Raw genomic sequence first — 18,592 nt, 5'->3', positions numbered from 1 at the left:
CCGAGGGAGTCCGGCTGTGCGTCAGACGCCGGCTCCCGCCCCCGCCCCTGCGCCCGCTCCTGCGGGCGTGCGGCGCCGGGCGGGACGCCCCGCATCCCTCGCGCCCAGGCGGGCCGTCTCGGCGATCCACGCTCGGCGGGTCTCGTCGCTGCGGTGGCGGACCTGATCGAAACGGGTCACGCCGATCGTGCGTACACCGCAGTAGCCGAGCACCGCATTGCGCAGACTCGTCTCAGCCGCGTGGCGGTACACGACCGCGTTCCACACGCGCGGCGAGTCCATGGTCATGACGAGGCGGGCGGTGCGGCCGGTGAGGAGCTTGTCCCACAGGGGTCCGGTCGGGCGATAGCGGAACGCGAATCCCGACAGGAACACGCGGTCGATGAAGACTTTGAGGGCCCCGGGATAGGTGCCCCACCACTGGGGGAAGAAGAACACGAGGTGCTCCGCCCACGCGATGTCCTCGATCGCTCGCGCCGCGACCGCATCCAGCGGCGCGTCGTCGGAGGTGCGGGGCATCCGCACCTCGCCCGTGGTTCGCGGATGAGCGGGGGCCTCTTCGGTGGCGAGGTCGATCACGCGCACCTCGGCGCCGGCGGCGCGGGCAGCGTCCGTGTACGACGCGGCGAGGGCGTGGTTGAGGGTGTCGGGCAGCGGAGTGCCGACGATGACGACGATCCTGGTGCTCACGGGGTCTCCTTCTCTCGGACGAGCTCCGTCAGCACCTCCAGCTGACGGGCGAGCACAGCGCGATCGACTCCGGTGTCGATCAGGCGCGGATCGTCGAAGAGGCCCATGAACTCGGCGTCGAGCTCGCCGCCGGCGCGCTGAACGAGGCTTGCGCCCGCATCCGTCAGACCGACGAGGATGCGGCGCCCCGGACCGTTCGAGGTGCGCACCCACCCCGCCTCGGCGAGATGCGGCATCCGCTTGCTGACGGCGGCCTTCGTGACCATGAGGCACCGCGCCAGCGAGGTCAGATCGAGCGGCTGCTGATCCGCGATCGTGGCGAGGTAGATGAAGTCGCCGATCGAGATGCCGTAGGCATCGCGCAGCCGCGCGTCCGCGAACGCATCCACGGTCGCGACGAGCTCGTGCAGGGTGAAGGAGATCCGTTCGGCCACAGTTCGAGTAAACCAGTTGACACGTGACGAGTCAACCAGTTGACACGCGTTGCGCATGCGGCGTCGGAGAACGCGGGCCGGGTCAGAGGATGCGCGCCGAATCCTCCGACCGCGGCACGAATGTCCGACCGGTTGCGCAGCGGCAACCGCGCTTCCGAGAAGTCGCACGTTGTACGCGACGGCGAAGCGGGATGCGCGGGCGCGCCGCGCGGGCGAATGCTTGGCGCTGCGCAGCGGATGAGAATGGGCACGTCCCGATGGCGGGATGACCCGACCGAGGAGAGCCGAGATGACCGCACTCACCGAGACCGACCTGCTCGCCCGCGTCCGCTCGCAGCTGTTCATCGGCGGCGAGTGGCGCGACGCATCCGACGCCCAGACGTTGGACGTGCGCGACCCCGCCACCAACGCCGTCGTGAAGACGATCGCGAGCGCCACGGTCGCCGACGGTGCCGCCGCGCTGGATGCGGCCGTCGACGCGTTCGCGTCGTGGTCGCGGACCCCGGCGCGCGAGCGGGCGGAACTGCTGCGCCGGGCGTTCGATCTGCTCCAGGAGCGCAAGGAGGAGTTCGCGCTGCTCATGACGATCGAGATGGGCAAGCCGCTCGCGGAGGCCCGTGGCGAGGTCGTCTACGGCGGCGAGTTCCTGCGGTGGTTCAGCGAAGAGGCCGCTCACGTGCAGGGGCGGTACGGCGCCAACCCCGAGGGCACCGGTCGCATGATCGTCTCGCAGCATCCCGTCGGTCCCTGCTACCTCATCACCCCCTGGAACTTCCCGCTCGCGATGGCCACCCGCAAGATCGCCCCGGCGCTCGCCGCGGGCTGCACGGTGGTCATCAAGCCGGCGGAGCTCACGCCGCTGACGACGCTCTACTTCGCCCAGCTGCTGCAGGATGCGGGACTGCCGGACGGCGTGGTCAACGTGATCACCACGTCGCAGTCGGGTGCCGTGTCGGAGCCGATCATCCGCGACCCGCGCCTGCGCAAGCTGTCGTTCACAGGCTCGACGCCGGTCGGCGTGAAGCTGCTGGAACAGGCTGCCGGCGGAGTGCTTCGCACCTCGATGGAGCTCGGTGGCAACGCCCCCTTCGTCGTGTTCGACGACGCCGATCTCGACAAGGCCGTGGAGGGGGCGATGCTGGCGAAGTTCCGCAACATCGGCCAGGCGTGCACCGCCGCCAACCGCTTCCTCGTGCATCGCAGCGTCGCGGAGGAGTTCGCGCATCGCGTCACCGAACGGGTGCAGGCGCTGCGCGTCGGTCGCGGCACCGAGGACGGCGTGGCGATCGGCCCGCTCATCGACGACCGCGCGGTCGCGAAGGCGGAGGCACTGGTTTCGGATGCGGTCGCGCGCGGCGCGAGCGTGCGCACCGGCGGCGCGGCGATCCCGGGCGAGGGGACGTTCTTCGAGCCCACCGTCGTCTCCGACGTCGCGGCGGGGAGCGACATCCTGCGGGAGGAGATCTTCGGCCCCGTGTTGGCGATCGTCCCCTTCGAGACCGAGGACGAGGCGGTCGCCCTCGCCAACGCGACCGAATACGGACTGGTGTCGTATGTCTTCACCGAGAACCTCGCGCGCGGCCAGCGCATGATCGAGCGCCTCGAGACCGGGATGATGGGGCTCAACGTGGGTGTCGTGTCCAATGCGGCAGGGCCCTTCGGCGGGTGGAAGTCCTCCGGTCTCGGCCGCGAGGGCGGCGCCGAGGGCATCCACGAGTACCTGCAGACCAAGTACACGCTGACGCCCAACCCCTTCGCCTGAGGCACCGCGCCCCGCCGTCACGTCGCCCCGCCCTCCCGCGTCTGCTCCTTCGTCTGCCGCCGAGCGAGCATCCGGTTGCCGAGTGAGCATCGAATTGGGTGCTCGTTCGATGAAGGGATGCTCCCTCGGCGAGCGTCGGGGTGAGTGCGCCGGTGTCAGGTGTGTCTGGGGTAGACGCCGCAGGCCGCGAGGTGGCGGCGGAAGGTCGAGGTCGTGGCGAGGTGCGGCATCTGCCAGCGCACGATCCGCTTACCGGTCACCCCGCGGATCCAGTCCTCTCGTTCCTTCTCGTCGGCGAGTGCTCGAGCGGGCGTGCGGCCGTTCAAGAAGCGGGGATCGGTGTACTTCGCGGCACCGTCGAACTCGCCCCACACCGTCCCGAGGTCGAAGTCGATGAGATAGTCCGCACCGCGTGGACCGCTGACGGGGACCTGGAGCTCCGGGTCGGCGAAGCCGAGCTGTCGCAGCAGGAGCCGGCTGACGCTCTCGCCGGGAAGCTGTGCGCGTGCATCCGCGAACTCCGTCACGAAGCGGGCCGCACGGATCCCGCGTCGTCCTGTTCGACGACGCAGGTGGTCGGTGATCTCCTCACGAAGACCTTCAGCGCGCTCGAGATCGATCGCGCCAGTCGCGTCCGTCGCGACTGTGCGCAGAGCCGCATCCGCGAGGGACACGCCCGCCTCGAGCGGTACCGTGGCGATGACATCCGCGACCGTCCGAGCCAGCGTGGTCACACCGAGTCGACCGGACTCGAGCCACACCACGTCCGCGGACGGGAGTGGCAGTCGATGACGGAAGACCTGCGGCGTGGACCTCGCCGGGCCGTCGACCGTGACGTGCGCACGCGTGGCGCGGACACGGAAGAGCGGCAGGCCCCAGAGCGCGGCGGCACTCAGGTGCGAGAACACGATCGGAGCGCCTCTGCCCGCTTCGTGCGCGGCCGCGGCCGCCCAACGCGCGCGCTCCTCGGATGCGAGGTCCTTCCATGCCGAGGCGGCGGCGTAGACGCCCGGCCGCACACGGTCGAGCCTGCCCCGATCGCGGTCCGCGCGAAGCGTCGTGTCCGAGGCGCCGCGCGCGAGCGCGTCTCGGCGGGTGAAGACGGCGTCGTCGAATGATGGCAGCATCCGTCCACCCTCGGTGGTGAGACGGCGCGCTGTACCGGTCGCTGCCCGCTGTGTGCACAGCTCGCCGCCGTCGAGGGATGGGGGAGGGTCGATGCGTCCCTGCATCCGCCGTCGCTTCGGCGCCTCCCGGGTGCACCCAGATGGCCGAGTGAGCATCCGATCATCGAGTGAGCACCTGATCTGGTGCTCACTCGACAAAGGGATGCTCGCTCGGCGGCTCGGCGGCTCGGCGGCTCGGCGGCTCAGCGCACCGCGCCGGAGGTGAGGCCCCCGACGAGCCACCGCTGCAGGAACACGGCTGCCGCGAACACGGGGATCACGCCGATGACGGATGCGGCCGCGATCTTGCCCATGTGGGGGGTGCGCTCGCCGTAGAACAGCGAGAGCACCACGGGCAACGTGCGGGCATCGGGGGACTGGGTGAGGAAGGTCGCCAGCAGGAACTCGTTGTAGTTCAGGACACCGGCGATGATGCCCACCGCGACCAGCGCGGGCGCGACCAGCGGGGCGACGACCGAGACCAGGACGCGGAGGGAGCCGGCGCCGTCGATCCTCGCCGCCTCCTCGATCTCGATCGGGAGCTTGCGCAAGAATCCCTCCAGCAGCCAGATCGCCACGGGCACGTTGACCAGCGCGTAGACCAGGGTCAGGCCCCACAGCGTGTTGTTCGCGCCGAGCAGGCGCAGCAGGGTGAACAGTGGCACGACGGCGACGATCGGCGGCAGCAGCCACGGGCTCATGATCGTGCCCGCGAGCGTCGCGCCGCCGGTGCGGAAGCGCACCATCGCCCAGGCACCCGGCAGCGCGATCAACAGGGAGACGAGCGCGCCGCCGATCGCGGCGATCAGGGAGTTGGCGATGCCGCGCAGGAGATCCGACTGCGTCAGCACCTCGGTCCAGTTCGAGAACTGCGGCACCGTGGGTATCAGCACTCCCTGACCCGTCTCGTTGCGGCCCATGAACGACACCGACACGAGGTACAGCAGCGGCACGACGAAGAACAGCACGAGAGCTGCGAGCACGATGGTGGACAGGATGCTGCGACGCGACGCACGTGGTCGCCGAAGGGCGAGGAGCTCACTCATGGTTGGCCTGCAATCTGCGCGCCGCGAGGGCGAAGGGAAGGGTCGCGACCGTGACGAGCACGGCCAGCAGCAGGGTGATGACGGCGGCCTTGCCGAGGTCGAACTCGCGCAGCGCCGCCTGGTAGATCAGGTACGAGGTCGTGGTCGTCGCCTGCCCCGGACCGCCCGAGGTCATCATGAAGACGAGATCGAACACCTTGAACGCCAGCACGAGACGGATGAAGAAGGCCGCCGCGACCACGCCGGAGATCGCCGGCAGGGTGATGTGCCGGAAGAGACCGAACCCGTGCGCGCCATCCAGGCGGGCCGCCTCGAGGGTCTGCGCGTCCTGCGCGAGCAGCGCCGTGAACACGAGAAGGGCGACCAGAGGCGTCCACTCCCACACGTCTGCGAGCGCGATGCCGGGCAGTGCCCACGCGGTGGAGGAGAGCGGTGCGATCGCGTCGCGGGGTGCTCCGAAGAATCCGAGCACGGTCGCGAGGAGCCCGCCGCCGGGGTTGTACACGAGCTTCCACAGCGTTCCGACGATGACCGGGGGCGTGATCAGCGGCAACAGCAGGAGCGTGCGCACGAAGGAACCGCTGCGAACGGCTCCGTGAAGCGCGAGGGCGGCGACGACGCCGAGCGCGAGGCTCGCCGCCGACACCCCGAGGGCGTAGACGAGGGTGCGTGCGAGGGTGGCGACCGCATCCGCATCCCCGAGCACCTTCTCGATGGTCGCGGTGCCGACCCACTCCTGGAAGGGGCGACCGAGCGAGGACTCGGTGAACGCCGCGCCCACGATGAACAGCAGCGGGTAGACCCCCAGCACGATGAGCGCAAGCACGCTCGGAGCGACGAACGCGCGGTGCGCCCACGCCGGTCCCCGAGGGGCACGGCGCGGGCGCACGCGCGTGAGGGCGTCAGCCAAGGAGCTCTTCCCATTCCGTCTGCGTGGCGTCGAGGGCCTCCTTCGCCGTGACCTCGCCGGCGACCAGCTTCGCCAGCTCGTCCGTGAGCACCTCGGCCGCCTGGGTGGCGTTCTTGCCCGTTGGCCAGGCCAGTGCGCCGTCGAGCGTCGCACGGTTCACACGCTGCAGATCGGGGTACGCCGTGCCGTAGGCTTCGCTCTCCAGCGAGGAGATCCGGTTGGGGTCGATCCCGGTCTGCGGGTCGGCGACGAGGAGCTCCTCGTTCACCTCGCTCGAGGACGCCCAGGCGATGAAGTCGCGCGCGAGATCGGTCTTCGCGGTGTTGGCTGCGACGACCCAGGTGAAGCCCGCGACGAGGGAGGCCCGTGAGGTGGTGTTCTCGCCGCCGACCGGCAGGAGTGTCACGCCCCACTTGTCCTTGACCGTCGAGTCGGGATTGGTCTGCGAGCCCACGCCGAGGTCGGTCCAGTTCTCGATGAAGGCCGCGTTGCCGGCATACCAGGCCGAGTTGCCCTCGCCGAAGGCGGTCTCTGCGGGCGTCGGGTAGGCGGAGGCCAGGGAGTCGGCGAGCGACTGCGCGGCCTCGATCGCCTCGGGCGAGTTGATGACCGGCTTGCCGTCGGCGTCGACGAACTCGCCGCCGAAGCCGGCGAGACGGTTCGCGAAGCTCGCGCCGAGGATGAGCGGCGACTTCTGACCGAAGATCACGTTGCCGTAGACCCCGTTCGCGCTCTCGTTCGCGGTGATCGTGCGGGACTGCTCGACGTACTCGTCCCACGTGGCGGGCGGCTGGGCGAAGCCGTTCCGCGCCAGGATCTCCTTGTTGTAGAACAGCACGTGCGTGTCGCCGTCGAACGGCAGCCCGTACCGGCGCCCGTCGACGAGGCTGTACGGGTCGTAGATCGACGGGATGAAATCGTCCGTCTGCAGGTCGGCGTCGCTCTCGATCCAGTCGGTCAGATCCTGGATGGCGCCGGCATCGGCCAGATCGCCGATCGATACGTACCAGGGTGCGGCGACGTCGATCGTGTTCGCGCCCGACTGCTGATCGAGCGCGAGGGTGTTGCCGATCTCGTCGTAGGGGACGATGACCGGGTTGATCTTGACACCGGTCTCGGCCTCGTAGCGCTCGGCGAGCAGCTTCGACGCGCCCTCGTGGGACGAGATCAGCAGGACGGTGAGCTCCTGGTCGTCGCCATCCGCGGAAGCGGAGCCGCTCGCGCAGGAAGCGAGGGCGAGGGCGGTGACCGCGAGCGTTGCGGGGACGGCGAGCCGGCGCAGGATGCGACGGGAGGAAGCGGACATGGCGGGCCTCTCGGGTGGGGGAGAGTGCGGGCTGTGGACCGCACGGTCCGTCATCCTGCACGGGGACCGGAGGCTCGCGCACCGCGGGTCGTAAGGAAACGTCATCCGCCGCGGCTGCATGAACGCGTGTGTCGGATGGGTGCGGGCGGCCCCGATCCGCGCTGCTAGCTTTCCGGCCGTACGGCGCTCGCCGGCAGGAAGGACGGACGATGAGCAAGCCCCTCATCCTCAACGCGTTCGAGATGAGCTGCGTCACGCACCAGGCCCCGGGGCTCTGGCGTCACCCGGACAACCGAGCCGACGAGTACAACCGGCTCGAGTACTGGATCGAGCTCGCTCGGCTTCTCGAGCGCGGCGGTTTCCACGCGATCTTCCTCGCCGATGTGCTCGGCGTCTACGACGTCTACCGCGATTCGGCCGCCCCCGCGCTGCGCGACGCCGCGCAGATACCGGTGGGAGACCCCCTGCTGCAGATCCCCGCGATGGCTGCCGTCACCGAGCGGCTGGGGTTCGGCGTCACGATCGCCTCGACCTACGAGCAGCCGTACGCCCTCGCGCGCACGCTGACGACCCTCGATCACTTCACGGGAGGGCGGGTCGGCTGGAACGTCGTGACCTCGTACCTCAACAGCGCCGCGCGAAACCTCGGGCTCGGCGACCAGATCGCCCACGACGACCGCTACGGCATCGCCGACGAGTTCCTCGACGTCGCCTACAAGCTGTGGGAAGGATCGTGGGAGGACGGCGCCGTGCTCCGTGACCGCGCGGCCGGTGTCTTCACCGACCCCGAAAAGGTCCACCCGATCGGGCATCACGGCACGCACTTCGACGTTCCCGGCATCCACCTCGGTGAGCCCTCGCCGCAACGGACACCCGTGATCTTCCAGGCGGGCGCGTCACCGCGCGGACAGGAGTTCGCTGCGCGGCACGGGGAGGCGATCTTCATCAACGGCCTCGCGCCCGAGCTGACCCGTCGCACGACCGACAGCATCCGCGACAAGGCTGCGGCGATCGGACGCCCTCGCGACTCGGTGAAGATCCTCACCCTCGCCACCGTGGTCGTCGCCGAGACCGACGAGCTCGCCCAGCAGAAGTACGCCGACTACCGCTCCTATGTCTCGCTCGAAGGAGCACTCGCCCTCTACGGCGGCTGGTCGGGTATCGACCTGTCGACGCTGGACCCGGACGAGCCGCTCACGTACGTCGACACGGATGCGGCGCGCTCCGCTCTGTCGATCTTCACGAAAGCGGACCCCACCCGTGCGTGGACGCCGCGTGACATCGCCGAGTACGTCGGCATCGGAGGCATCGGCGCCGTGATCGTGGGAAGCCCCGCAACCGTCGCCGACGAGCTGGAGCGATGGATCGAGGTGGGCGGTGTCGACGGGTTCAACCTCGCGTACGTCGTGACGCCGGGCACCTTCGAGGACATCGTCGAACTGCTCGTCCCGGAGCTGCGCCGGCGCGGACGCCTCGACGACGGCGGCCGGGTCGGCGGAACACTCCGCGAGCGGCTCACGGGCGACGCCGTCATCGCACCGTGGCATCCCGCCCACGCATACCGCGGCGCATACGTCGGCGCGCCGAGCGCCGCCGACAGCCCCGCATCCCTCGTCTCCACTCCCGTCTGAACAGGAACAGCCATGACGACACAGACTCTGGCCCCCGGCCGCACCCATTTCCACGGCACCGCGGATGCGGCCGAGCTCGCGCACTGGGATGCGGTCGCCGCATCCGTCGCCGAGCGACTCGCCCTCGACGCGCTCGCCCGCGACCGCGCGAACGCCCAGCCCTTCGCCGAAGCGCGGCTTCTCAAGGACGCGGGCCTGACGACCCTGCTCGACCCCGCGGAGTACGGGGGCGGCGGAGCGCACTGGGAGAGCGCGTTCCGCGCGGTGCGCATCCTCGCGCGCGCCGATGCCTCCATCGCGCAGGTGCTCGGATACCACTACGTGAACGAGGCCAACATCGCCCTCGTCGCGCCCGCGGACGAGCGTGAGCGCTGGTTCCGTGCCACGATCGCCGGACGCTGGGTCTGGGGCGACTCGGTGAACCCCGTCGACCCGAATCTCACTCTGACGGTCGATGGCGACGGCTACCGACTCAACGGCTTCAAGCGGTACTCGACCGGGTCGGGCGTCGGAGAGGCGCTCCTGATCAATGCCGTCGTCGAGGACGGCCCGGATGCGGGCGCTTTCGCGTTCCTCGTGCTGCCCTACGGGCACCCCGGTGTCGAGCTCGTCGACGACTGGGACAACCTCGGCCAGCGTCTGTCGGCGAGCAACACCGTCACCTACCGGGATGTGCGGGTGGAGCCCGAGCACGTGCTCGGCTTCGGGACGGACGAACCGATCCAGAGCTTCGTGACACCCGCCATCCAGCTCGTGTTCGGAAACCTCTACCTCGGGATCGCGCAGGGGGCTCTGGCGCAGGCGCGCGAGCTGACCAACGCCAGGCCCAACTCCTGGTTCCTCTCGGGTGTTCAGACCTACAGCGACGATCCCTTCGTACGGCGGCTGTACGGCGAGCTCGTCTCGCGCACCGCAGCGGTCGAGGCGTTGGCCGACCGCGTGAACCGCCGCTTCGACGAGGTCATCTCCCGGGGTGCCGACGTCACGGCCGAGGACCGCGCGGAGATCGCGATCGAGATCGCGCAGCTGAAGGTCGTCGCCAGCGACACCGCGACCGACGTCGCCCACCGCGCCTTCGAGGCCACGGGAACGAGCTCGACGGCCAACCGCGTCGGCCTCGACCTGCACTGGCGCAACATCCGCACCCACTCCCTCCACGACCCGGTCGACTACAAGAAGCTCGAGGTGGGGGCGCACTTCCTCACCGGCGTCGTCCAGCCGATCTCCCTCTACACATGAGCACCGCATCCGTGGCGGCCCAGGTCCGCACCCACATCGACGACCAGCTCTGGGCGCGGTTGCCCGCAGACATCGAGGCGCGCTTCCGTCCGATCCTCGACGCCGTGGCCGACGGCGCCGGAGAGCGCGATCTCGCGCGCGAGCTTCCCCGCGACGCCGTGGCCGCCCTTCGCGAGGCGGGGCTCGGACGTGCCCGCCTCCCCCTCGCCGACGGCGGACTGGGGCTGGACTGGCCCGCCTTCACACGGCTGCTCGTGGCCGTCGCCGCGGCCGACGCCAACATCCCGCAGATCCTGCGCGGTCATGTCGCGCTCGTCGAGCAGGCGCTGACGACGACCGATGCGGGTTTCGCCACGCGGTGGGTCGACCGCATCGCGGCGGGTGAGATCAGCGGCAACTCCTGGAGCGAGGCCGCCGGCTCGACCACGTCACGGGCGAGCGCGGAGCTCTCGACGGACGCGAACGGCATCCTGCGGCTGAACGGCCGCAAGTTCTACACGACCGGCAGCATCTTCGCCGAGTGGACCGACACCGTCGCCCACCGCCTCTCCGACGGCGTGGACGTCGCCGCGCTCGTGCGACTCGACCAGCCGGGTGTCACGGTGATCGACGACTGGGACGGATTCGGCCAGCGCCTCACCGGAACGGGGACGATCATCTTCGAGGACGCCATCGTGGATCCCGCGGACGTCCTGCCGGTCGCCGAACGGTTCGCGTACCAGACCGGTCTGTACCAGCTCGTGCTGCTGGCCGTGCTCGCCGGCATCGCGCACGCATCCGTCGCCGACGCGGCCGCCGCGGTGCGCGCGCGGTCCCGCGTCTACAGCCACGGCACCGCCGCCCGGGTGCAGGACGACGCGCAGATCCAGGCCCTGCTGGGGGAGCTCGCCGCATCCGCGTTCGCCGTGGATGCGAGTGTCGCAGCCGTCGCCGAGGCGGTCGAGGACGCCTACGGGGCCGCGCTCGCCGCGCGCGATTCGCCCGACGACGAGGTGGCCCTCGACCGTGCGCGTCGGCTCGCGGGGCTCGCGGAGATCCGAGCCGCGCAGGCGCAGTCCTTCGCGACCGGCGGGGTGCAGCAGCTCACCTCACGCCTGTTCGACACCCTCGGCGCCTCGGCCACGGCGCGCGGCGCGCACCTCGACCGGCACTGGCGAAACGCCCGCACCGTCTCCAGCCACAATCCGGTGCTGTACAAGAACCGCTGGGTGGGTGAGTGGGTGCTGCACGATCGGTTGCCGCAGGCGCTCTGGGCGGTCGGCACGCCGTCCCCGGCCGAGTGAGCACCCGTTCGCCGAGCGAGCACCCCATTGAGTGCGCGCTCGGCGAACGGATACTCGCTCGCGCGGTGGGTCAGGCGTGCCGGTCGAGGAAGTCGTAGACCTCGCTATCGTCGACGCCCGGGAAGGCGCCGCGCGGCAGCGGCGTGAACATCTGCATGTGCACGCGGGCGCTGGGCCACGCGCGACCCTGCCAGCGTTCGGCGGCCTGGCTCGACGGGCGGCGGCAGCACGACTCGTCGGGGCACTGCGAACTCGCCCGCTTCGCCGTCTCCCGGCCGCGGAACCACTTCGCGTCGTCGAACGGCACGCCCACCGTGATCGAGAACTCGCCGTCCTGGGTCGTGCCGGTCTGCGTCGAGCACCAGAAGGTGCCCGAGGGGGTGTCGGTGTACTGGTAGTGCTCGGTCGTGCGGTTCTGCTCCGCGAACGCCGCACGGGCGGCGAACTTGCGGCACACGATCTGTCCTTCGACCGCTCCCGTCACATCCATCGGCAGCGGGAGGCCGTCGTTCTCGTAGACGCGTGAGATGGCGCCGTCGCCGGCGACCCGCAGGAAGTGCAGACGGATGCCGATGTGCTCGGTCAGCAGGTTCGTCATCCGCATCCCGGCGGCCTCGTGCGTCACCCCGAACGCGTCGCGGAAGTCCTCCACGGCGAGGTTGCGGTCCTTCTTCGCCTGCTGCAGGAAGGCCACGGCGGGTGCCGGCGGCATGAGGCAGGCCGCTGCGTAGTAGTTGATCTCCAGGCGCTGCTGCAGGAACTCGGCGTAGTCACGGGGTGGCTGGTGCCCCAGCAGCCGGTGCGCCATCGCCTGCAGCGCCATCGAGCGCAGGCCGTGGCCGCCGGGAATGGACGCCGGCGGCAGGTAGATGCGCCCGTTCTCGAGGTCGGTGATCGACCGCGTGGATGCGGGCAGGTCGCCCGCGTAGATCAGCTCGAAGCCCAGCTGCTCGGCCATGATGCTCACCGTGCGGTGCGTCAGGGCGCCCGAGGTGTGCCCCGCCGACTTGAGCTGCTTCTCGGCGAGCTTCTCGATGTCGGGGAGGTGGTTGTTCATCTCCCGCATGCGCAGCCGCATGTCCGTGTTGGCGCGCCGGGCCTCCTCGGGCGTCGCGATGGCCTCGCGTTCTCGGCGCTGCAACTCGCGGTGCAGGCCCAGCACGGTCTCGATCGTCTCGTCGCTCAACGCCTTCGTGACCCGGATCGGCGGCAGACCCAGCTGCCGGAACGCGTGGGAGCTCTGTGCGCGCTCGAGCTCGATCTCCAGCGCCGCACGCCGGTTCGGCGGCTCGGTGGACAGCAGCTCCGCCAGCTGGGTGCCTGTGGCCGCCGCGATCTCCTGGAGCAGCGAAAGCTTCGGCTCGCGCTTGCCGTTCTCGATGAGGCTGAGGTGGCTGCCGGCCACCCCCACCGCAGCCCCGAGCTCGTCGAGAGTGAGCCCCGCCGCCGTGCGGAAGTGACGGATGCGGTGGCCGAGCGTGGCCAGCTCGATGGTCGTCGAAGGCATGTTTTGAGAATAGCGAAAGAAATCGAACTCTTTCGAGATTCGATCTCTGAAAACGAGGATGCCGGGGCGTCATTCTTGCAGGGAACCCACGTTCTGAACGCCGCTGATGTCGACTGGAGTGATCATGGCCCTTGCTGAGAGCTACACCTCGAGCGCCCCCACGCGCCCTACCACCGCACGCACGGCGACGTCCTACGGTGCTCAGCCGACCGCATCCGGACCCGGTATGGCCGCGCTGACCCGGTGGGTCGACGAGATCGCCGCCCTCACCCAGCCCGACCGCATCCACTGGGTCGACGGATCGCAGGCCGAGAACGACATGCTGCTGCGATCGATGGTGGATGCGGGCTCTCTCATCAAGCTCAACCCCGAATGGCGTCCGGGCTCGTACCTCGCTCGCTCCCACCCGAGCGACGTCGCCCGCACCGAGGGGCGGACGTTCATCGCCTCCGAGAAGGAGGAGGACGCGGGCCCCACGAACAACTGGGCGGAGCCCGACGCGATGCGCACCCGGCTCGACGCGTTGTTCGCGGGCTCCATGCGCGGCCGGACGATGTACGTCGTGCCGTTCTCGATGGGCACCGTCGGCGGCCCGCTCTCGCACATCGGCGTGCAGGTGACGGACTCGCCCTACGCTGTCGTGTCGATCAACATCATGACGCGCGTCGGATCCGCCGTCCTGCAGCAGATCGCGGACGGCGCCGACTGGGTGCGCACCGTGCACTCCGTGGGCGCTCCGCTGGCGCCCGGCCAGGCCGACGTCGCGTGGCCCTGCAACGACGACAAGTACATCGTCCACTTCCCGGACACGCTCGAGGTCTACTCGTACGGGTCGGGCTACGGCGGCAACGCGATCCTCGCGAAGAAGTGCTTCGCGCTGCGCATCGCCTCGGTCATCGGACGCAACGAGGGCTGGCTCGCCGAGCACATGCTGCTCATCCGAGTCATCAGCCCCGAGGGCAAGCGCTACCACGTCGCCGCGGCGTTCCCGTCGGCGTGCGGTAAGACGAACCTCGCGATGCTGCGCCCCACCATCCCGGGATGGCGCGTCGAGACCCTCGGCGACGACATCGCGTGGCTGCGGCCGGGCGAAGACGGACGCCTGTGGGCGATCAACCCCGAAGCAGGCTTCTTCGGCGTCGCGCCGGGCACGGGCGAGTCGACCAACGCCACGGCGGTGGAGACGCTGTGGGGCAACACGATCTTCACGAACGTGGCGCTGCGCCCCGATGGCGACGTGTGGTGGGAGGGCCTGACCGACGAGGCCCCCGCCGAGCTCATCGACTGGGAGGGGAACCCCTGGACCCCCGCCTCGGGTCGACCCGCCGCGCATCCGAACTCGCGCTTCACCGTCGCTGCCGCACAGTGCCCGCAGGTCGCGGATGACTGGGAGACGCCGGAGGGCGTGCCGCTGGACGCCATCCTGTTCGGTGGTCGCCGCGCCACCAACGTGCCGCTCGTCGTCGAGGCCACGGACTGGGCGCACGGTGTGTTCCTCGGCGCGACGATCTCCTCCGAGCGGACGGCCGCCGCCGAGGGGACCGTCGGAGAGCTGCGCCGCGACCCCTTCGCGATGCTGCCGTTCTGTGGCTACAACATGGCCGACTACTTCGCCCACTGGATCAAGGTCGGCGGGTCACTGCGCTTCGACCGTGCGCCCCGCGTGTTCCAGGTGAACTGGTTCCGCCGCGGCGCCGACGGCCGGTTCCTCTGGCCCGGCTTCGGTGACAACGTGCGGGTGCTGGAGTGGATCGTGCGTCGCCTGGAGTCCGAGGTGCCGGCCGAGCCCAGCCCGATCGGCCGGCTGCCGCGCCCCGAGGACCTCAACCTCAAGGGGACCGACGTCACGGATGCGGATCTGGCGGAGCTGTTCGCGATCGACGCCGAGTCGTGGCTCGCGGAGGCGAAGCTGACGGAGGAGTTCTTCGACACCTTCGGTGACCGCATCCCCTCGGCTCTGCGCGCCGAGCTCGCCTCCCTGCGCTACCGCCTCGCACGGGTCTGACGACCCATCCCGCGGACGTCAGACCAGGAGCTGGTGCTTGGCGAGGTCGCGATACAGCGGCACCTCGGCGACGAGCTCGGAATGCGTGCCCGCGCCGACGACCCGGCCGTGATCCATCACGACGATGAGGTCGCTGTCGACGACGGTCGACAGCCGGTGCGCGATCACGATGAGGGTACGCCCCTCGGCGACGGCGTCGATCGCCTCCCGCATCCGCTGCTCGTTCAATCCGTCCAGCGATGAGGTCGATTCGTCCAGGAGCAGGATGGGGGGAGCCGCCAGCAGCGCGCGGGCGATCGCCAGGCGCTGACGCTCACCGCCGGAGAGCATCACACCGCCTTCACCTACCGGCGCGGCGAGGCCCTCGGGGGAACGGTCCAGCACCTCGCCGAGGTTCACCGCGCGCAGCACGGCCTCGCACGCCTCGTCGCTCGCATCGGGGGACGCCAGACGCAGGTTGTCGCCGAGCGTGCCCGCGAGCGTCGGGGCATCCTGCTCCACGTAGCCCAGTTGCGCGCGCAGTTCCCCGCGATCGAGAGTCCGGATGTCGCGACCGCCGAGCAGGATGGCGCCCGCGGTCGGGTCGTAGAAGCGCTCGATGAGGGCGAGCGTCGTGCTCTTGCCCGCGCCCGACGGGCCCACCAGGGCGACCCGCGAGCCCCGCGGCACGCGCAGCGAGACGCCGCGCAGCACGTCGCCGGCTTCGTCCGCGCCGGCCTCCAGGGCCGACGTGTCCACGCGGGCCACCTCGAGAAGCGCTCGCGCCTCCGCCTCGGTCTTGGCGCGCGCGGCGGCGACGGCCGCCGGATAACGGAAGTGCACATCGCGGAACTCCACCGCGATGTCGGCGGCGTCCGCATCCGTCGTCGGGGTGGCGTGGGCGGCGATCTGCGCGTCGTCCTGCGTCTCGGTCGGCAGGTCAAGGACCTCCTGGATGCGGCCGAGCGCGCCCAGTGCCTGGCTGACGGATGTGATCGCGCCGAAGAAGGAGCCCAACGGCTGCACGAGGAAGAAGAGGAACATCACGAAGGTGACGAGGCTCGCGATCGTGATCGCGCCCGAGGCGACACGGAAGCCGCCGACGCCCAGGACGACGAGAAGCGAGAGCTGGAGCGCGACACCGGCGACGGGCACCACGAGCGCCGAGGCCTTCGCAACGCGCACGCCGCTGCCGTACGCGCGCTCGGCGACGCCTTCGAGACTTGCCTGCTCGCGGTCGCCGGCACCGGCGGCGCGCACGGTGCGGATCGACCCGACGGCTCGCTCCACGCCGGAGGCGAGCTCGCCCACCGTCTCCTGCTGCTCGCGGGTCGCGCGCCGGATGCGTCCGCTGAGCACACCGACCACCGCGATCGAGGCGCCGATGACGACGAGGATGAGCAGGAGCAGCAGCGGGTCGATCAGCAGCATGGCGATGACCGCGCCGACGAAGATCAGCACGTTGCCCACCGAATCGGCGAGTCCCTGCGTGAGCACCGCGTAAAGCAGCGTGGTGTCGGTTCCGACTCGCGAGACGAGGTCGCCGGTGCGCCGGGCGTCGAACTCGCGGATCGGCAGGTGAAGGATGCGGGCGATCAGCCGTCGCCGGCTCGAGAAGACGACCGCGGTTCCGGTGCGCTGCAGCAGGTAATGCTGATAGCCGGACACCAGCGACGAGCCGACGACGAGCGCGACCAGTCCCCAGACGAGCAGCCCGAGGCCTTCGTTCGCCTGCACGCGGGCGATCAGCTCGCCCACCAGCAGCGGCTGACCGAGCGTCGTGACCGCGGCCACGATGCTCAGCACGGTGACCACCACCAGCACCCGTTTGTGCTCGAAGAGGAACGGGAGCAACTGGCGCAGGCTGGCGCGCGGTCCGTCGTCCTTCTTGGGACGCGCGAAGGGACTGCGGCGGGCGGGAGCGGGGCTGGACATGGGTGACCTCGATCGGCGGGAGTTCCTCCCTCGACCGTACCTCCGCTCGCCAACCCTGGTCGCCGCCGCAAGCACCGCGAGACTGCATCTCTCGAACGAGGTCACGGGGTTTACCCGTGATCTCGTGACGGAAGTGCAGTCTCGCGGGAAGGAAAGCGGAGGGAGAGGGACCCGGATGCGGCGGCTACAGCGAAGCGGTCTCTCCGAGACCGAGGTTCTCGTCGTAGTCGATGTCGCGTGTCTCCTTGGACAGGATCAGGGCGATCAGCGTCAGCACCGCCGACCCCGACAGGTACAGGCCCACGAGCCAGGGCTGACCACCGGCGGCGGTCCACAGCCCGAGCGCGATCGACGGTGCGACGGCCGCACCGAGGATCGAGGCGACGTTGTACGAGATCGCGGAGCCGGTGTAGCGCACGTTCGTCGGGAACAGCTCCGGCAGCAGCGCCCCCATCGGCCCGAAGGTCGCGCCCATGAGCATGAACCCGAACACGAGGAAGGCCTGCGTGAGCGCGCCCGTGAACTTCGGGTCGGTCATGGGCAGCAGGAACAGGTTGAACGTGAGCCCGAACACGATGATGGCCGCCGTGATCCAGATGAGGAGCTTCCGGCGTCCGATGGCATCGGCGACCGGTCCCGACAGGAGCGTGAAGATGCCGAAGAAGACGACGCCGATGATCTGCATGATCACGAAGTCGATGTACCCGAAGCCCTGACCCGCGACGTACACGCCGGCGTCGAACGCCGTGCCCGATGCCTGTGCGGCCGCCTCCGCCCCCGCGAGGGTCGGCTTGGTGCCGTAGGTCAGGGTGAAGTTCGTCATGAGATAGAACAGCACGTAGGTCGCGAGCATGATGAACGTGCCCAGGATGAGGGGACGCCAGTGGCCGCGGATGACCTCGCCGAGGGGGAACTTGCGCAGCGCGCCCTTCTTCTCCGCCTTCTGGAACGTGTCGGACTCGACCAGGCGCAGGCGCACCCAGAGGCCGATGATCACCATGACGGCCGAGAACAGGAACGGCACGCGCCATCCCCAGGCCAGGAACGCCTCGGAGCGCTGCGCGGTCCCGTCGGGATGCGGGAGTGCGAAGTTGATCGCGAGGAAGATGGTGTTCGCGATGATGAAGCCGATCGGCGCACCGAGCTGCGGGAAGGTGCCGTACCAGGCCCGCTTGCCCTTCGGAGCGTTCTCCGTCGCGACCAGCGCCGCCCCCGACCACTCGCCGCCGAGCGCGAAGCCCTGCGCCAGACGCAGCACGAGCAGCAGCAGCGCCGCCCACCACCCGACCACCTGATACGTCGGCAGGCATCCGATGAGGAAGGTCGCCACACCCATCGTGAGCAGCGAGGCGACGAGCGTCGCCTTGCGGCCGAAGCGGTCGCCGAAGTGGCCGAAGACGAACGCCCCGATCGGGCGTGCGACCATCGCCGCGCCGAAGACACCGAACGAGGCGAGCAGCGAGGTGGTGTCGTCTCCGGTCGGGAAGAAGAGGATCGGGAAGACGAGGACGGCAGCGGTCGCGTAGGCGTAGAAGTCGTAGAACTCGATGGTGGTTCCCACGAGGCTCGCGGTGATGACGCGGGCGCGGGAGTTCGCGGGAGCCGTTGCGGTGGCAGAAGACATGGGGGAGGACAGACCTGTCGGAAGAGCGAGAGGCGTCCTCGTGGGAACGCGCCGGCGGCGAGTGCTCGGGCGGGG

14 protein-coding genes are annotated in these 18,592 nt (G+C 70.0%); 5 read left to right on the top strand and 9 right to left on the bottom strand.

Going from position 1 to position 18,592, the window contains the following annotated elements; all coding sequences use genetic code 11:
- Positions 1-21: 21 nt before the first annotated feature.
- Positions 22-690 (bottom strand): NAD(P)H-dependent oxidoreductase, encoded by a 669-nt coding sequence (locus LXM64_RS12430; protein WP_234073466.1) that lies wholly within the window; start codon positions 688-690, stop codon positions 22-24.
- Positions 687-1,124, bottom strand: a complete 438-nt coding sequence (locus LXM64_RS12425) for a MarR family winged helix-turn-helix transcriptional regulator (protein ID WP_234073465.1) — start codon at positions 1,122-1,124, stop codon at positions 687-689. The genes LXM64_RS12430 and LXM64_RS12425 overlap by 4 nt, the downstream gene beginning before the upstream one ends.
- A gap of 289 nt (positions 1,125-1,413) precedes the next feature.
- On the opposite strand from LXM64_RS12425, the gene LXM64_RS12420 reads away from it, so the two are divergent.
- Complete coding sequence (locus LXM64_RS12420; protein WP_234073464.1) at positions 1,414-2,886, top strand: NAD-dependent succinate-semialdehyde dehydrogenase; 1,473 nt, start codon at positions 1,414-1,416, stop codon at positions 2,884-2,886.
- 155 nt (positions 2,887-3,041) lie between these two features.
- On the opposite strand, the gene LXM64_RS12415 is transcribed toward LXM64_RS12420, so the two are convergent.
- The 4 genes from LXM64_RS12415 to LXM64_RS12400 all read right to left on the bottom strand — a co-directional run bounded on the left by LXM64_RS12415 (position 3,042) and on the right by LXM64_RS12400 (position 7,314).
- The gene (locus tag LXM64_RS12415; RefSeq protein ID WP_234073463.1) at positions 3,042-4,013 is read right to left on the bottom strand and encodes a type IV toxin-antitoxin system AbiEi family antitoxin domain-containing protein; all 972 of its coding nucleotides are present in this window, start codon (positions 4,011-4,013) and stop codon (positions 3,042-3,044) included.
- A gap of 242 nt (positions 4,014-4,255) precedes the next feature.
- On the bottom strand, positions 4,256-5,098 hold the full coding sequence (locus tag LXM64_RS12410; RefSeq protein ID WP_234073462.1) for a carbohydrate ABC transporter permease: 843 nt from the start codon (positions 5,096-5,098) through the stop codon (positions 4,256-4,258).
- Positions 5,091-6,008, bottom strand: a complete 918-nt coding sequence (locus tag LXM64_RS12405; RefSeq protein ID WP_234073461.1) for a carbohydrate ABC transporter permease — start codon at positions 6,006-6,008, stop codon at positions 5,091-5,093. Before LXM64_RS12405 ends, LXM64_RS12410 begins: the two co-directional genes overlap by 8 nt.
- The gene (locus tag LXM64_RS12400) at positions 6,001-7,314 is read right to left on the bottom strand and encodes an ABC transporter substrate-binding protein (RefSeq protein WP_234073460.1); all 1,314 of its coding nucleotides are present in this window, start codon (positions 7,312-7,314) and stop codon (positions 6,001-6,003) included. Before LXM64_RS12400 ends, LXM64_RS12405 begins: the two co-directional genes overlap by 8 nt.
- Positions 7,315-7,523: 209 nt before the next feature.
- Between LXM64_RS12400 and LXM64_RS12395 the strand changes: the two genes are divergently transcribed.
- The 3 genes from LXM64_RS12395 to LXM64_RS12385 are packed head-to-tail and all read left to right on the top strand — an operon-like array spanning position 7,524 to position 11,467.
- Positions 7,524-8,945 (top strand): LLM class flavin-dependent oxidoreductase, encoded by a 1,422-nt coding sequence (locus LXM64_RS12395; protein ID WP_234073459.1) that lies wholly within the window; start codon positions 7,524-7,526, stop codon positions 8,943-8,945.
- A gap of 12 nt (positions 8,946-8,957) precedes the next feature.
- The gene (locus LXM64_RS12390) at positions 8,958-10,184 is read left to right on the top strand and encodes an acyl-CoA dehydrogenase family protein (RefSeq protein ID WP_234073458.1); all 1,227 of its coding nucleotides are present in this window, start codon (positions 8,958-8,960) and stop codon (positions 10,182-10,184) included.
- Positions 10,181-11,467 carry an acyl-CoA dehydrogenase family protein gene (locus LXM64_RS12385; RefSeq protein WP_234073457.1) on the top strand — a complete coding sequence of 429 codons (1,287 nt, stop codon included), beginning with the start codon at positions 10,181-10,183 and terminating at the stop codon, positions 11,465-11,467. The genes LXM64_RS12390 and LXM64_RS12385 overlap by 4 nt, the downstream gene beginning before the upstream one ends.
- 70 nt (positions 11,468-11,537) lie before the next feature.
- Here LXM64_RS12385 and LXM64_RS12380 read toward each other — a convergent pair whose 3' ends face one another.
- On the bottom strand, positions 11,538-12,974 hold the full coding sequence (locus LXM64_RS12380; protein ID WP_234073456.1) for a helix-turn-helix domain-containing protein: 1,437 nt from the start codon (positions 12,972-12,974) through the stop codon (positions 11,538-11,540).
- A 124-nt stretch (positions 12,975-13,098) separates the two neighbouring features.
- Here LXM64_RS12380 and LXM64_RS12375 point away from each other — a divergent pair, with 124 nt between their 5' ends.
- Complete coding sequence (locus tag LXM64_RS12375) at positions 13,099-14,979, top strand: phosphoenolpyruvate carboxykinase (GTP) (RefSeq protein WP_234073455.1); 1,881 nt, start codon at positions 13,099-13,101, stop codon at positions 14,977-14,979.
- Positions 14,980-14,997: 18 nt separating this feature from the next.
- Here LXM64_RS12375 and LXM64_RS12370 read toward each other — a convergent pair whose 3' ends face one another.
- Both LXM64_RS12370 and LXM64_RS12365 read right to left on the bottom strand, forming a co-directional pair.
- The gene (locus LXM64_RS12370; RefSeq protein WP_234073454.1) at positions 14,998-16,893 is read right to left on the bottom strand and encodes an ABC transporter ATP-binding protein; all 1,896 of its coding nucleotides are present in this window, start codon (positions 16,891-16,893) and stop codon (positions 14,998-15,000) included.
- Positions 16,894-17,077: 184 nt separating this feature from the next.
- On the bottom strand, positions 17,078-18,517 hold the full coding sequence (locus tag LXM64_RS12365; RefSeq protein ID WP_234073453.1) for an MFS transporter: 1,440 nt from the start codon (positions 18,515-18,517) through the stop codon (positions 17,078-17,080).
- Positions 18,518-18,592 lie beyond the last annotated feature (75 nt).

It is taken from the genome of Microbacterium binotii (assembly GCF_021398715.1).
GTDB classification, from domain to species: domain Bacteria; phylum Actinomycetota; class Actinomycetes; order Actinomycetales; family Microbacteriaceae; genus Microbacterium; species Microbacterium binotii_A.
The sequence above is the reverse complement of the archived record's forward strand: the minus strand, read 5'-3'. Positions and strand labels throughout refer to the sequence as shown.

Coding starts and splice junctions, on each gene's coding strand:
- LXM64_RS12365 (WP_234073453.1), bottom strand. CDS start 18,517: ATGTCTTCTGCCACCGCAACGGCTCCCGCGAACTCCCGCGCCCGCGTC.
- LXM64_RS12390 (WP_234073458.1), top strand. CDS start 8,958: ATGACGACACAGACTCTGGCCCCCGGCCGCACCCATTTCCACGGCACC.
- LXM64_RS12385 (WP_234073457.1), top strand. CDS start 10,181: ATGAGCACCGCATCCGTGGCGGCCCAGGTCCGCACCCACATCGACGAC.
- LXM64_RS12400 (WP_234073460.1), bottom strand. CDS start 7,314: ATGTCCGCTTCCTCCCGTCGCATCCTGCGCCGGCTCGCCGTCCCCGCA.
- LXM64_RS12380 (WP_234073456.1), bottom strand. CDS start 12,974: ATGCCTTCGACGACCATCGAGCTGGCCACGCTCGGCCACCGCATCCGT.
- LXM64_RS12420 (WP_234073464.1), top strand. CDS start 1,414: ATGACCGCACTCACCGAGACCGACCTGCTCGCCCGCGTCCGCTCGCAG.
- LXM64_RS12375 (WP_234073455.1), top strand. CDS start 13,099: ATGGCCCTTGCTGAGAGCTACACCTCGAGCGCCCCCACGCGCCCTACC.
- LXM64_RS12370 (WP_234073454.1), bottom strand. CDS start 16,893: ATGTCCAGCCCCGCTCCCGCCCGCCGCAGTCCCTTCGCGCGTCCCAAG.
- LXM64_RS12415 (WP_234073463.1), bottom strand. CDS start 4,013: ATGCTGCCATCATTCGACGACGCCGTCTTCACCCGCCGAGACGCGCTC.
- LXM64_RS12395 (WP_234073459.1), top strand. CDS start 7,524: ATGAGCAAGCCCCTCATCCTCAACGCGTTCGAGATGAGCTGCGTCACG.
- LXM64_RS12410 (WP_234073462.1), bottom strand. CDS start 5,098: ATGAGTGAGCTCCTCGCCCTTCGGCGACCACGTGCGTCGCGTCGCAGC.